The sequence below is a fragment of the Gemmobacter sp. genome (genome assembly GCF_016792925.1).
Taxonomy (GTDB): domain Bacteria; phylum Pseudomonadota; class Alphaproteobacteria; order Rhodobacterales; family Rhodobacteraceae; genus Gemmobacter.
Genome location: NZ_JAEULU010000350.1, coordinates 1 through 13,394, shown reverse-complemented (window position 1 = coordinate 13,394; position 13,394 = coordinate 1). Strand labels below are relative to the sequence as shown.

The 13,394-nt window shown below is 67.1% G+C and carries 17 protein-coding genes and 1 pseudogene; 11 read left to right on the top strand and 7 right to left on the bottom strand.

What is annotated here, in order from left to right; genetic code table 11:
* Both JNN06_RS17370 and JNN06_RS17365 read left to right on the top strand, forming a co-directional pair.
* Positions 1-204: pseudogene (locus JNN06_RS17370) on the top strand (DNA-binding response regulator); the annotation flags it as partial.
* A 45-nt stretch (positions 205-249) separates the two neighbouring features.
* Complete coding sequence (locus tag JNN06_RS17365) at positions 250-498, top strand: LuxR C-terminal-related transcriptional regulator (RefSeq protein WP_291240849.1); 249 nt, start codon at positions 250-252, stop codon at positions 496-498.
* A gap of 86 nt (positions 499-584) precedes the next feature.
* Here the strand turns inward: JNN06_RS17365 and rpsO are convergent, their stop codons facing one another.
* Together rpsO and JNN06_RS17355 are read right to left on the bottom strand one after the other, a co-directional pair.
* A complete protein-coding gene (gene rpsO, locus JNN06_RS17360; protein ID WP_291240848.1) occupies positions 585-854 on the bottom strand; it encodes a 30S ribosomal protein S15 in 270 nt (89 codons plus the stop codon).
* Positions 838-969, bottom strand: coding sequence for a hypothetical protein (locus tag JNN06_RS17355; RefSeq protein ID WP_291240847.1), 132 nt, complete (start codon positions 967-969; stop codon positions 838-840). The genes rpsO and JNN06_RS17355 overlap by 17 nt, the downstream gene beginning before the upstream one ends.
* Positions 970-1,199: 230 nt before the next feature.
* Here JNN06_RS17355 and JNN06_RS17350 point away from each other — a divergent pair, with 230 nt between their 5' ends.
* Complete coding sequence (locus tag JNN06_RS17350) at positions 1,200-2,210, top strand: calcium-binding protein (RefSeq protein ID WP_291240846.1); 1,011 nt, start codon at positions 1,200-1,202, stop codon at positions 2,208-2,210.
* 9 nt (positions 2,211-2,219) lie between these two features.
* Here the strand turns inward: JNN06_RS17350 and truB are convergent, their stop codons facing one another.
* From truB to rbfA, 3 genes are all read right to left on the bottom strand, one after another.
* On the bottom strand, positions 2,220-3,125 hold the full coding sequence (gene truB / locus JNN06_RS17345) for a tRNA pseudouridine(55) synthase TruB (protein WP_291240845.1): 906 nt from the start codon (positions 3,123-3,125) through the stop codon (positions 2,220-2,222).
* A gap of 66 nt (positions 3,126-3,191) precedes the next feature.
* Positions 3,192-3,935 (bottom strand): phosphodiester glycosidase family protein, encoded by a 744-nt coding sequence (locus JNN06_RS17340; RefSeq protein WP_291240844.1) that lies wholly within the window; start codon positions 3,933-3,935, stop codon positions 3,192-3,194.
* Positions 3,928-4,356 carry a 30S ribosome-binding factor RbfA gene (gene rbfA, locus JNN06_RS17335; RefSeq protein ID WP_291240843.1) on the bottom strand — a complete coding sequence of 143 codons (429 nt, stop codon included), beginning with the start codon at positions 4,354-4,356 and terminating at the stop codon, positions 3,928-3,930. The genes JNN06_RS17340 and rbfA overlap by 8 nt, the downstream gene beginning before the upstream one ends.
* A gap of 100 nt (positions 4,357-4,456) precedes the next feature.
* Here rbfA and dapB point away from each other — a divergent pair, with 100 nt between their 5' ends.
* A complete protein-coding gene (gene dapB / locus JNN06_RS17330; protein WP_291240850.1) occupies positions 4,457-5,266 on the top strand; it encodes a 4-hydroxy-tetrahydrodipicolinate reductase in 810 nt (269 codons plus the stop codon).
* A 96-nt stretch (positions 5,267-5,362) separates the two neighbouring features.
* A complete protein-coding gene (locus JNN06_RS17325) occupies positions 5,363-5,719 on the top strand; it encodes a dihydrodipicolinate reductase (RefSeq protein WP_291240842.1) in 357 nt (118 codons plus the stop codon).
* A gap of 16 nt (positions 5,720-5,735) precedes the next feature.
* Here the strand turns inward: JNN06_RS17325 and JNN06_RS17320 are convergent, their stop codons facing one another.
* The gene (locus JNN06_RS17320) at positions 5,736-5,906 is read right to left on the bottom strand and encodes a DUF1674 domain-containing protein (protein WP_291240841.1); all 171 of its coding nucleotides are present in this window, start codon (positions 5,904-5,906) and stop codon (positions 5,736-5,738) included.
* Positions 5,907-5,974: 68 nt separating this feature from the next.
* Here JNN06_RS17320 and JNN06_RS17315 point away from each other — a divergent pair, with 68 nt between their 5' ends.
* Positions 5,975-7,204: a transcription antitermination factor NusB gene (locus JNN06_RS17315; RefSeq protein WP_291240840.1), complete on the top strand. Its 1,230-nt coding sequence runs from the start codon at positions 5,975-5,977 to the stop codon at positions 7,202-7,204.
* Here the strand turns inward: JNN06_RS17315 and gph are convergent.
* Entirely contained in the window at positions 7,182-7,829 is a 648-nt protein-coding gene (gph, locus tag JNN06_RS17310) for a phosphoglycolate phosphatase (protein WP_291240839.1), read from the bottom strand. The two genes, JNN06_RS17315 and gph, sit on opposite strands and share 23 nt — an antisense overlap.
* Before the next feature lie 154 nt (positions 7,830-7,983).
* Here gph and JNN06_RS17305 point away from each other — a divergent pair, with 154 nt between their 5' ends.
* From JNN06_RS17305 to JNN06_RS17285, 5 genes are all read left to right on the top strand, one after another.
* Positions 7,984-9,732 carry a heparinase II/III family protein gene (locus JNN06_RS17305; protein WP_291240838.1) on the top strand — a complete coding sequence of 583 codons (1,749 nt, stop codon included), beginning with the start codon at positions 7,984-7,986 and terminating at the stop codon, positions 9,730-9,732.
* A 23-nt stretch (positions 9,733-9,755) separates the two neighbouring features.
* Positions 9,756-11,369: a bifunctional phosphoribosylaminoimidazolecarboxamide formyltransferase/IMP cyclohydrolase gene (purH, locus tag JNN06_RS17300; RefSeq protein WP_291240837.1), complete on the top strand. Its 1,614-nt coding sequence runs from the start codon at positions 9,756-9,758 to the stop codon at positions 11,367-11,369.
* 3 nt (positions 11,370-11,372) lie between these two features.
* Complete coding sequence (gene lspA / locus JNN06_RS17295) at positions 11,373-11,882, top strand: signal peptidase II (protein ID WP_291240836.1); 510 nt, start codon at positions 11,373-11,375, stop codon at positions 11,880-11,882.
* A 51-nt stretch (positions 11,883-11,933) separates the two neighbouring features.
* Positions 11,934-12,446 carry a DUF3035 domain-containing protein gene (locus JNN06_RS17290; RefSeq protein WP_291240835.1) on the top strand — a complete coding sequence of 171 codons (513 nt, stop codon included), beginning with the start codon at positions 11,934-11,936 and terminating at the stop codon, positions 12,444-12,446.
* A gap of 151 nt (positions 12,447-12,597) precedes the next feature.
* Positions 12,598-13,394: pitrilysin family protein (locus JNN06_RS17285; protein WP_291240834.1), on the top strand; the 797-nt coding region annotated here is incomplete at its 3' end.

The following is a 13,394-nucleotide window of genomic DNA, read 5'->3' as shown; positions in this document are numbered from 1 at the left end:
GTGGGGGACTGGCCGCAGCCTGATTGCGGCTTAATCTTTCTGGTTGTGCGGTTGCTGGGCGTTTCGGGCCCGCTGTTGTTTGCCCTGGTGCCCGAGGCCGAGGGCAGCGCCGCCAGCCTGCCGCCGGTGATCTTCCTCACCGGCCATGGCGATGTGCCGCTGGCGGTGCAAAGCCTGAAAAGCGGCGCCTTCGATTTTCTGTAAAAGCCGTTCAACGATGATCACATCGTCGATCTGGCGCTGGAGGCGATGGCCCGCCACCGCGCCCGCCGGGCCGAATCGCTGGGCCGCGCCGATCTGGCCGCCCGGTTCGCCGCGCTCTCGGCCCGCGAGGTCGAGGTGATGGAGCTGATTCTGGAAGGCCAGCTCAACAAGCAGATCGCCGACCGTCTGGGCATCGCGCAGCGCACGGTCGAGGTGCATCGCGCCCGCGTGCTGCAAAAGACCGGGGCGCGCAATTCGGTGGAGCTGGCGCGGCTCAAGGCCCTGCTGGCCTGAGATCGCGCAATAGAAAACGCGCGCCCCAAAAGAAAACGCCCGCACCTTGCGGCACGGGCGGTCTCGACCCTAAAGGGCGCGTCGGATCAGCGACGCAGGCCCAGACGCGAGATCAGGGTCGCATAACGGCCCTCATCCTTGCCTTTCAGATAGTCCAGCAGCTTGCGGCGCTGGGCCACCAGCATCAGCAGACCGCGACGCGAGTGGTTGTCTTTCTTGTGGGTCTTGAAGTGCTCGGTCAGCGTCGCGATGCGCGACGACAGGATCGCAACCTGAACTTCCGGCGAGCCGGTGTCGCCTTCCTTGGTCGCGTAATCCTTGATCAGGCGGGCTTTTTCTTCAACGGTGATCGACATCGGGATCTCCTTTGCGGTTGAGGGTGACGGCACAAGCCGGGATGTCGTCCAGCAGGGCCCATGCCGCAACCTCCCTGACGGGCGGATGCGGATGCGCGGCTTTACCCCGGATCACGGCTTTTGCAAAGCTCGTTTCCCTGCGCGGGCGCCTGCACCCGCCGGAAAATCCGGCAATTGCGCCGCCTTTTACCAATCCTCCACATTTCTGCCGCAGCGTGATGGAGAAGCAGCCGGTTTTGTGCCATGCTTTCAGCTAGAGTTTATTCAATGACGGCAGTCACTTGCGCAAATATTGGTTAACGCACGGTGCCTGCCTCGGCGAATAGGAAGTCGGAGGCGGCTAAGATGCTGGGATTGATCGGATTGCTGGGGGCGCTGGGGGCCGGGCTGGCCCTTGATGGCCTGTTTGCCCATTCCGGGCGCGCTCAGGAGGAAGACGATTCGCCTCCCGACATGACCGAGGAGGAGACCGGCAGCGGCGATCTGCTGGATGATCCGCCCGCGGCCGAGACCGAAGACGAAGAGGCCGCGCCAGAGACGGCGGATGACCCCCTCACCCTGGCGGCGGGCGACAAGTTCGGCGGTGCGGGCGATGATGTGCTGCAAGGCAGCGACGGCATCGACGAGATGCTGGGCTATGAGGGCAATGACAGCATCTTTGGCCATGATGGCGATGACCGGCTGAGCGGGGATGACGGCGATTCCTGGGCCACTGGCGATGACCGGATCGCGGGCGGGCGCGGCCATGACACGCTGTCCGGCGATGGCGGCAATGACACCCTCAATGGCGGCGCCCAGCACGATGCCGCCTATGGCGGCGAAGGCGAGGATGTGGCGCGCGGTGGTCTGGGCAATGACAGCCTGCTGGGCGGTTCCGGCGATGACCGGCTGCTGGGCGGGCGCGGCAATGACTGGCTGGAGGGCGGCTATGGCGATGACCGGCTGACCGGTGGTGGCGGCGGCGATACGCTGGATGGCGCCTGGGGCGATGACACGCTCACCGGCCATGGCGGCAAGGGCCCCGATCAGGCCGATTTCCTCAATGGCGGCGAGGGCAATGACCTGCTGGTCGCCAGCCAGAGCGATTTTCTCTCGGGCGGCGAGGGGGATGACCTGTTCCGTCTGGGCGATTGGCTGGAACAGGGCGATGGCGCCCGCATCCTCGATTTCAACCCGGCAGAGGATACGATTGAGGTGGTCTATGACGCCGAGGCGCATCCCGATCCGGTGATCACGCTGAACCCCGTCGCGGGCAGCGAGGATGTCGCCATCCTGCTGGACGGCTTGCCGCTTGCCATGGTGCAGAACGGCGCCGGGATCGACCTGTCGGCGATCCGTCTCAGCGCCGCTTCCTGACGGGCGCGGTCAGTCCAGATTGAACACACGGCTGGGGTGCAATTCCCCGCCGCGATACTGGCCCACGGCAATCGGCTTGCCCTTGTGGCTGGCCCAGGCCTCGTCGCCATAGGCCAGCGACGCGATCACCATGCCGGGATTGCCATTGCGCAGCCGCACTGCGCCCTCTGCCGTGGCCTCCACCTGCGGCAGATCGGCCAGACCCAGCTCCAGGGGCAGCATCAGCGCGTCAATCTCCGGCATGCGGGCCAGCGCGTCGATCTGCTCCAGACTCGCGCCCTTGTCGGCGTCAAACGGGCCAGACCACACCCGGCGCAGCCAGGCCACATGCCCCAGACAGCCCAGGGCCTGCCCCAGATCGCGCGCGATCGAGCGCACATAGCCGCCCTTGCCGCAGACCATCTCCAGATCCACATGATCGGCATCTGGTTTTCCAACGATTTCAAGGCTTTCCACCCAAAGCGGGCGCGCCACCAGATCCATCTCCACCCCGTCGCGCGCGAGATCATAGGCGCGCTCGCCATCCACCTTTACCGCCGAAAACTGCGGCGGCACCTGCATGATCTCGCCGCGAAAGGCCGCCAGCGCGGCGCCGATCTCGGCCTCGTCCGGGCGCAGATCGCTGCGGGCGATCACCTCGCCCTCGGCATCATCGGTGGTGGTCGCCGCGCCCAAGCTCACGCGGAAGCGATAGCATTTCAGCGCATCAGTGATGAAGGGCACGGTTTTGGTCGCCTCGCCCAGCGCCACCGCCAGCACCCCGGTCGCCGCCGGGTCCAGCGTGCCGGCATGGCCCGCCTTCTGCGCCTGAAACGCCCATTTCACCTTGTTCACCACGGCAGTCGAGGTCACGCCCGCGGGTTTGTCGATCACGACCCAACCCGAAACTGCCCGCCCCTTTTTCGTCCGTGCCATGGTGGCCCCCTTGCTGCGAAGGCTGCCTGCTAGCCTCCGGCCAGAGGCGCGTCAAGGTCGGGGGCGTCAGGGTTGCGGCACCACCAGCCCGACAATCGGCCCCATCGGCATCCCCAGATCCGATCTGCCCAGCTCGGGCGCGTAAAGCCGCGAGATCTTGCCATCGAAATACAGCGCATCGGGCAGGGCCAGCTTGTCACGGAACAGCCGCCCGAAGGTGTCGAAATTCACCGAATCCTCGGAGATCGCGAAAACCGCGCGCTGACCATCCGCCGAAACGCCCACGCCGTTGCGGATATACCTGCTATCGCCGCCGGGGATGAAACGCGGATGCAGCGCACCCTGATTCACCATCATCGGCCCGGATTGGGTGGCAAAGCGGCATGCTTTGGGCGCCGCCGCGAAATCGCGCGAATCGGTGATGCTGAACCCGGCCTCCCCGATGCAGAACACCGCATTCGGCAGCATCCCGAAATTGTCATCCGAGGCGCCGGTCTGCACCGCCGTGCGCTGCATGCCGTTTTCCACATACAGGCCCACCGGCTCGCGGTCGCGGTGATACATGCCCGCATTCATCGCGAAGGCCAGCGCCTTGCCTTCCCCGGCCAGCAGATCATTCACCGCGCCAAAACTGCCCAGCAGCCCCTCGGGGCCGGAATGGAACAGCCGCAGATCGGCGCCCGCCTTCACCTCGCAAAGCGTGAAATCCACGCCCTCGAAACTGGCCGCGCGGCACAGATCGGCCGCCGCCACGGGCGCGGCACTCAGGCTTCCTGCCCAGAAAGCCAGTGCCGCCAAGGCCTTACGCATCGTCGTCTTCATCATCCGCATCGGGCTTTGACACATCGCGCTGCACCCGCTCGTCCGAGAACATGCGCCGCGTCTCGTCCAGCTGGTCAAAGGTGCCATCCGGGCGGAACCGCAGATCGGGCGCATATTTCAGCGTCAGCTGCGCGCTGACATGGCGGCGCAGCTCGTGCTTGTTGCGCGCCAGGGCCGCAATCGCATCGTCGACCTTCACCGATCCCATCAGCGGCATCACATAGACGGTCGCCACCTTCAGATCGGGCGAGCAGCGCACCTCGCCCACGGTGATGGACATGCGGTTCAGGTCAGGGTCGTGGATATCGGCCCGGTTCAGCACGTCAGACAGCGTGCGGCGGATCAACTCGCCGACGCGCAGCTGGCGCTGCGAAGGGCCATCGCCCTGGGAAAAACGGTTCTTTGCCATGCCCTCCATGTAAGGGGTTTGCCGCCGCCCCGCAACGGCGGGCTTTCCGCGAAAGCCGGCACAGGATAAACGGCCTTCCATGAACAAGGAGTTTACGGCCATGACCGACCTGCCGGGAATCGTCATCACGGGTGCCTCCGGGCGCATGGGGCAAATGCTGCTGCGCACGGTGCTGGCCTCGGACAAGTGCCGCCTGGTGGGCGCGGTCGAGCGCGCGGGCAGCCCCGCCGTGGGGCAGGATGTCGGCGTGCTGCTGGGGGGCCAGCCCATCGGTCTTGCCGTGACCGATGACCCGCTGGAGGCCTTTGCCCGTGCCCAGGCGGTGATTGATTTCACCTCGCCCGCCGCCACCGTGGCCTTTGCGGGCCTCGCCGCGCAGGCCCGCGCCGTGCATGTCATCGGCACCACCGGGCTGGAGGCCGAGCATCTTTCCGCCATCAAGGCCGCCGCCCGCCATGCCGTGATCGTGCGCGCGGGCAATATGAGCCTTGGGGTCAACCTCTTGGTGCAGCTTACGAAAAAGGTGGCGCAGGCGCTGGATGCCGATTGGGATGTGGAGATCATCGAGGCCCATCACAACCGCAAGGTCGATGCGCCCTCCGGCACCGCGCTGATGCTGGGGCAGGCCGCCGCCGACGGGCGCGGCGTCGATCTGGAGACCGCGCGCGATTCGGGCCGCGATGGCATCACCGGCGCGCGTGAACCCGGCGCCATCGGCTTTTCGGCCATTCGCGGCGGTGACATCGTGGGCGAGCATGATGTGTTGTTCGCCACTGCGGGCGAAAGGATCGTGCTGCGCCACATCGCCACCGATCGCACGATCTTTGCCCGTGGCGCGCTGAAAGCCGCGCTGTGGGGTCAGGCGCAGGCGCCGGGCGAATATGACATGATGGATGTGCTGGGCCTGTAAATTAAAGGGCCTGTAAATTAAGGGGCCTGCACAGCAAGGGGCGCTGATCCACTTGCGCCCCTTCTGCGTATCGTTGCATCGGAAAGGAGGCCCCCGATGCTGCGATTTGCCCTTTTGTTCTGCCTTGCTTTGCCCAATGCCGCCGCTGCCGACAGTTTCACCCCGGTGCGCGAGCAATCCGCCTTCGTCGCCCTGATCGAGGGCCGCAACCTGCGGCTGTCCACCTTCGGTATCCGCCTCAGCGTCACCCCCGATGGCCGCATCGCGGGCGAGGCGCTTGGCTCCGAGGTGACCGGCACCTGGAAATGGCGTGACGGCTTCTTCTGCCGTGACATGGCCTGGCGCGGGCGGCCGATCCCGTTCAATTGCCAATTGGTCGAGGCGCGCGGTGATCAGCTGCGCTTCACCAGCGACAAGGGGCAGGGGCAATCGGCGCGCTTCCGGCTGGATTGACGCGCCGCCATCGCCGTCAGAAATCGACGGCGATGCCCTTCTTTTCCCAATCGCCAAAGCGCACGGCCTCGGGTCCGTCGCGTCCGCCCAGTTCGGGCGGCAGGTCCAAGGGCTTGGCCGCCTTGCGCCGCGCTTCGGCCTCGGCCAGCGCGCGTTGGGCCTCCGGGGGCAGTTCCTGTTCCATCATGGCTTTCCTTGCAGGCTCTCGCCCCATGATATACGGCGCCAAGGGATCACAACAAGGGTGGCACGGGAATGAGCGCGAGGGCAGCCGCAGCATGGATGCTGGATGAGGTGTTGGGCGAGGGCGCCTTGCTCAGCCAATTGGAGCCGCAACTCTCCGAGCTGTCGCCCTCGGATCGCGCCCGCGCGCAGCGTCTGGCCGCCTTGGCCCTGCGCCATATCGAACAGACCGACCGCATCCTGAAGCCCTTCCTGCGCAAGGCGCCGCCTTTGCCGGTGCTGAACGTCATCCGTCTGGCGGTGGTGGAGATGGTGGTGGCGGGCGAGGCCGCGCATGGCGTGGTGAACGAGGCGGTGGGCCTCATCCGCTCTGATCGGCATCTGGCCGCGCTGTCGGGCATGGCCAATGCGGTCTTGCGCAAGGTGGCGGCGCTCGACGCGCCCTTCGCCAAACTGCCGCCGCAGCGTCTGCCCTATTGGCTGCGCAAGCCGCTGGTCGATACCTATGGCCGCGACGGGGTTTCCGCCATCGAGGCCGTGCAGGCCCAGCCCGCCCCCATCGACCTGACGCCGCGCCCCGGCCAAACCGCGCCGGGCAAGGCGCTGCCGACCGGCAGTTTCCGCCTGCCTGCGGGCACGCAGGTTTCGGCGCTGCCGGGCTATGCCGAAGGCGCGTGGTGGGTGCAGGATGCCGCCGCCGCCTTGGCCGCGCCGCTGCTGGGCGTGCAGCCGGGCGAGGCGGTGCTGGATCTTTGCGCCGCACCCGGCGGCAAAACCCTGCAACTCGCCGCCGCCGGCGCGCAGGTCACCGCGCTCGATCTCTCCGGCCCGCGGCTGGAGCGGCTGCGCGAGAACCTGAAACGCACCGGCCTTTCGGCGCAGATCATCGCCGCCGATGCGCTGCATTGGCAGCCCGAAACCCGCTATGACGCCATCCTGCTCGATGCGCCCTGTTCCGCGACCGGCACCATTCGCCGCCACCCCGATCTGCCCTTTGTGAAAGACGGGTCCGAGCTGGCCGAGCTTGTATCCCTGCAAGCCGCGCTGCTGGATCGCGCGTTGGGGTGGCTCAAGCCCGGCGGGCGCTTGGTCTATTGCACCTGCTCGCTGCTGCCGGAGGAGGGCGAGGGCCAACTGGCCGCAGCCCTTGCCCGCCATCCCGGCCTGCGGGTAGAGCCTGCGGCCCTGCCCGGTGTCGATCCGGCATGGCTGACCCCCGAGGGCGCGCTGCGCCTGCGCCCCGATTACTGGGCTGACAAAGGCGGGATGGATGGCTTTTTCATGGTGCGGTTGACGCGGTAACCAGCGCCAGCAAGTCCTTGAAATCGCTGAAAGCAGCCGTGTGAGGCAGGGCCTCCACCGCCGTTTTGCGATAGCCTTCGGTATAAAGCAGGAACGGCATCGCCGCCGCCTGCGCCGTCTCCGCATCCACTTCGCTATCGCCCACGAACAGCGCCGCACCGCCGCCCAAAGCCGCCAGCGCGGCCCGCAGCGGCGCGGGATCGGGTTTTTTCACCGTCAGCGAATCGCCGCCGATCACCACCGGAAACAGCGCCTCCAGCCCGAAATGCCGCAGCACCGCCCGCGTCGGCGCCAGCGGTTTGTTGGTGCAAAGCCCCAGCCGATAGCCCGCCTGCGCCAGCGCCTCCAAAGCCGCGCGCACGCCCGGATACAGCGTGGTCAGCCCCTGCGCGCTTTCATAATCCTGCAAAAACTCTGCCAGCAGCGCGTCAAACTCCGCAGCCACCCCCCGCGACTCCGCCAAACGCGCCACCAGATTGGGCGCCCCGCGCCCCACGAATCCCTGCACCTCGGCCCGGGTGAAGGCGATGCCCCGCCGCCCGAACACCCGGTTCGCCGCCGCGTGAATATCCGCCGCGCTGTCGATCAGCGTGCCATCCAGATCGAAAATCACCGCCGCCTGCATCGCGCCCTCCTGCTTTCGGCGCCACCCTGCCGCAACGCCCGCGCCCCGTCCACCCATCCCGCCACACGGGCTTTTGCGGTGACATTGCCGCCCCCCGCCGCTATGGTGGCCCGCAAGAATGGCCCGGAACCGGGCAGGCAAGACGAGTGGGTTCATGGCAGGGGTCGCGCGCAGCGCATGGTGGGCAGAGGCATGGGTGCAGGCGATGAACCGTCTGGCCGCGCGCCGTGCCGCCCGGGCCGAACCCGCCGCCGGCTTTGTCAGCCAGCCCGAGCCGCGCACCATCGGCCTTTATGCCCGGGGCAAGCAGTTGGTGGCCGGGAATTTCCTGTTCGCGGGCCATCTGGTCGAGGCTCCGGCCACCCTGATCTGGGATATTCCGCGCCCTTCCCGCCCTTTCGAGGCCGAATTGCACGGCTTCGCCTGGCTGGATGATCTGGCGGCGGTGGGCGATCCGGCCTCGCGCAAGCGCGCGCAGGGCTGGACCTTCGCCTGGATCGAGCGTCACGGGCGCGGGCAGGGCATGGGCTGGTCGCCCGATCTCACCGGCCGCCGCCTGATCCGCTGGATCAACCACGCGATTCTCTTGCTGGTCGGGCAAGACCGCGAGGCCGCGCTGACCTATTACCGCTCGCTCTCGCAGCAAACCCTGTTCCTGTCGCGCCGCTGGCACGCCGCCTCGCCCGGCCTGCCGCGATTCGAGGCGCTGACCGGCCTGATCTATGCGGGCCTCGCGCTGATCGGGATGGAGGCGCATGTCGATCCGGCGGCGGCGGCGCTGGCGCGGGAATGCGAGCGCGAGGTGGATGCCCAGGGCGGCATTCCCACCCGCAACCCCGAGGAATTGCTGGAGGTTTTCACCCTGCTTACATGGGCCGCGCAGGCCCTGACCGATGCCGGGCGCATCGTGCCCGCGGCCCATCTGGCGGCGATTGCCCGCATCGCCCCCACGCTGCGGGCGCTGCGCCATGCCGATGGCGGGCTTGCCCGCTTTCACGGCGGCGGGCGCGGGCTGGAGGGGCGGCTGGATCACGCGCTGGCCAATTCCGGCGTGAAACCGGCACCCAAGCCGGGGCTTCAGGCCATGGGCTTTGTGCGGCTGGCTGCCGGGCGCTCCTCGCTCATTCTCGATGCCGCCGATCCGCCGGGCGGGCTGGCCGGGGCCTCGGCCCATGCCTCCACCCTGGCCTTTGAACTCACCTCCGGGCGGCGGCCCGTGGTGGTGAATTGCGGCTCTGGCGCGCCCTTCGGCGCCGATTGGCACCGCGCGAGCCGCGCCACGCAAAGCCATTCGACGCTCAGCCTTGACGGCTATTCCTCCTCGCGCTTTGCCCATGACGGGCGCGAGGTGCTGGAAGACCGCGCCGCCGTGCCGCTGCTGCAAATGGAGACCGACGCCACCGGCGCGCCGCAGGTTCTGGCTGCGCATGACGGCTGGCGTGCCAGCCATGGCCTGCTGCATCTGCGCGATCTCACGCTGTCCGCCGATGGCCGCCACCTTGCGGGCCTCGACATGCTGCATGCCGAAAGCGCCGCCGACCAGCGCCGCCTCTCCACCCTGCTGGCGCGCAATGGCGGGCGGCTGGGCTTTGCCCTGCGCTTCCACCTGCACCCCGATGCCGATGTGATGCTGGATATGGGCGGCGCCGCCGTCTCCATCGCGCTGCGCTCGGGCGAGATCTGGGTGTTCCGTCATTCCGGCGCTGCAAAATTGGCCTTGGAACCCTCGGTCTACCTGGAAAAAGGCCGCCTGATGCCGCGTGCGGCGAAACAGATCGTGCTGAGCGCCGATTTGCGCGAAACAGAGGCCCGTATCGGCTGGACCTTGGCGAAGGCACAGGATACTCCGCTTGCCATCCGCGACCTCGAAAGGCCAGAAACCGACCGGGGCGCCACGTCATAATGCGCCCCGATCAGGAGTGACCCATGCACACAGCCTCCGCCACCCCGCCCGTGAACCTTGTGCCCGTGGGGCGCGCGCTGCTGTCGGTGTCCGACAAGACCGGCCTGCTTGATCTGGCCCGCGCGCTGGCCGCGCAGGGGGTGGAGCTGATCTCCACCGGCGGCACCGCGCAAACCCTGCGCACCGCCGGGCTGAAGGTGCGCGACGTGTCCGAGGTGACCGGCTTCCCCGAGATGATGGATGGCCGAGTGAAGACCCTGCATCCGATGGTGCATGGCGGCCTGCTGGCGCTGCGCGACGATGACGAGCATCTGGTGGCCATGGCCGCCCATGGGATCGAGCCGATCGACCTGCTGGTGGTGAACCTTTATCCGTTCGAGCAAACCGTGGCGCGCGGGGCCTCCTATGCCGAATGCATCGAGAATATCGACATCGGCGGCCCGGCGATGATCCGCGCGGCCTCCAAGAACCACAAATTCGTCAATGTCGTCACCGATCCGCAGGATTACGCGGCCCTGCTGGCCGAGATGAAGGCCCATGACGGCGCGACTTCCTATGCCTTCCGCCAGCGCCTTGCACTGACCGCCTATAGCCGCACCGCCGCCTATGACGCCGCCGTGTCAGCCTGGATGGCCGGGGCGATCAAGGAAGAGGCGCCGCGCCGCCGTGCCTTTGCAGGCCAGATCGCGCAAACCCTGCGCTATGGCGAAAACCCGCATCAAAAGGCTGCCTTCTACACCGATGGCACCCAACGCCCCGGCGTCGCCACCGCGCAGCAATGGCAGGGCAAGGAACTCTCCTACAACAATATCAACGACACCGACGCCGCCTTTGAACTGGTGGCCGAGTTCGACCCGGCGCAAGGCCCGGCCTGCGCCATCATCAAGCACGCCAATCCCTGCGGCGTGGCGCGCGGGGCCACCATGGCCGAGGCCTATGCCCGCGCCTTCGATTGCGACCGCACCTCCGCCTTTGGCGGCATCATCGCGCTGAACCAGCCGCTCGACGAGGCCACCGCCCGCGCCATCACCGAGATCTTCACCGAGGTCGTCATCGCTCCCGGCGCCTCGCCAGAGGCGCGCGCGGTCTTTGCCGCCAAGAAGAACCTGCGGCTCCTGACCACCGACCGCCTGCCCGACCCCCGCGCCAAGGGGCTGGCCTGGAAACAGGTGGCCGGCGGCTTCCTCGTGCAAGACCGCGACAATGGCGCGGTGCTGCCCGCCGACCTCAAGGTGGTGACCAAACGTCAGCCGACCGAGGCCGAGTTGCGCGACCTGATGTTCGCCTGGACCGTGGCGAAACACGTGAAATCCAACGCCATCATCTATGTGAAAGACGGCGCCACCGTCGGCGTCGGCGCCGGGCAAATGAGCCGGGTGGACAGCACCCGCATCGCCGCCCGCAAATCGCAAGACATGGCCGAGGCCATCGGCACCGCCAGCCCGCTGACCCATGGTTCGGTCGTGGCCTCGGACGCCTTCTTCCCCTTCGCCGATGGCTTGATCACCGCCGCCGAAGCTGGCGCCACCGCCATCATCCAGCCCGGCGGCTCCATGCGCGACGATGAGGTCATCGCAGCCGCCGACGCGCGCGGCCTTGCCATGATCTTCACCGGCATGCGCCATTTCCGGCACTGATCCATGCGGCGGATGGCCCTTATTGCCGCGCTGATCTTCGGGATCGACCAGATCACGAAGATCGCCGTCGTCTTTGGCCTCGATCTGAGGAACCGGCACGAGATCGACGTGGTCTCGCCCTTCCTCGATTTCCGCATGGCGTGGAATCAGGGGGTGAATTTCGGCCTCTTCGCCTCCTCGGCCGAGGCGATGCGCTGGGTTCTGATCGTGCTGTCCTTGGTGATCACCGCCTGGGTCTGGCGCTGGATCAGCCGGGGCCAGCACGGCAAATGGATGCAGATCAGCGCGGGCCTGCTGATCGGCGGCGCGCTTGGCAATGTGGTGGACCGCGTGGCCTATGGCGCCGTGGCCGATTTCCTGAACATGTCCTGCTGCGGCCTCGAAAACCCCTATTCCTTCAATGTGGCGGATATTGCGATCTTTGCGGGCGCCTTCGGTCTGGTGATCTTTGGCGGCAAAGAGCCGCCGAAACCGGGCAAGAAACCACAGGCCTCGCGCCGAAAGACCCCGTGACGCGCCGCGCCACTTGCGCTAAGACGGGTCCAGAACGTGCAGGAGACGGGTATGCGGTCACAGGCAAAGGCGGTTGGGGCATTGGCACTCGTGCTGGGCCTTTCGGCCTGTGGCGGGTCCGACCAGCCAAATCTGATGAACCTGCGCTCCTCGGGCAATGGCCCGGATGAATTCGCCATCCTGCCCTCCAAACCCCTGCAACTGCCCCCCGATCTGAAGGCCCTGCCCGCGCCGACGCCGGGCGGCAGCAATATCACCGATCCCACGCCCGAGGCCGATGCCATCGTGGCCCTGGGCGGCAAGCCGGGCGCGGGTGCCAATGATGCGGCGCTGGTGGCCTATGCCGGGCGTCAGGGCCTGTCTGCCGACATCCGGCAGGTGCTGGCCGCCGAGGATCTGGAATACCGCCGCAAGAATGATGGCCGTCTGCTCGAACGCCTGTTCGACGTGAACGTCTATTACAAGGCCTATCAACCCATGGCGCTGGATCAGCACGCCGAACTGGCGCGCTGGCGCCGGCTGGGCGCGCCCACGCCCTCCGCCCCGCCCGAGGCCGAAAAGTAAGCGCCCCCCTGATTTTCTGCGAAAATCAGAAACCATCCGATTTTCGCAGAAAATCGGTGCCCGCCCACACTGGCGGTAAACTCCGCTTGACCCCCGCTTGACCGCAGCCGCCGCTTGCGGTCTGCTGCGCGCAACATGCAAAGGGGCTTTCATGCGTAAACTCTTGTCCCGCCGTAACCTTTTGTCAGGCGCGGCCCTTTTCGCCGCCCTGCCGGTCACGGCGCTGGCCGAACCCGTCAGCCAGTTCACCCTGGAAAACGGCCTTCAGGTCGTGGTGATCGAGGATCACCGCTCGCCCGTCGCCGTGCAGATGCTGTGGTATAAGGTCGGCGCCGCCGATGAGCCCCCCGGCCATTCCGGCATCGCGCATTTCTTTGAACATCTGATGTTCAAGGCCACCGATGATCTGAAAGCGGGCGAGTTCTCCGATACCGTCGAGGCGCAGGGCGGCAGCGACAATGCCTTCACCAGCTGGGATTACACCGCCTATTACCAGCGTGTTGCCGCTGATCGCCTTGATCTGATGATGAAGAACGAGGCCGACCGCATGCGCGATCTGCAACTCACCGATGAGGTGGTGGCGACCGAGCGCAGCGTCATCCTGGAGGAGCGCAACCAGCGCACTGACAGCGACCCCGGCAGCCTGTTCTCCGAACAGGCCCGCGCCGCACAATATCTCAATCACCCCTATGGCATTCCGGTCATCGGCTGGCGGCACGAGATCGAGGCGCTGAACCGCGCCGATGCCGAGGCCTTCTACCGCACCTTCTATGCCCCGAATAACGCCGTTCTGGTGGTGGCGGGCGATGTGAAGCCCGAGGATGTGCGCGCCATGGCCGAGACGCATTATGGCCCTGTCGCCCCCACCGCCGACCTGCCGCCCCGCCTGCGCCCGCAAGAGCCGCCGCAACTGGCCGAGCGTCGCCTCACCATGCGCGACGCCCGCGT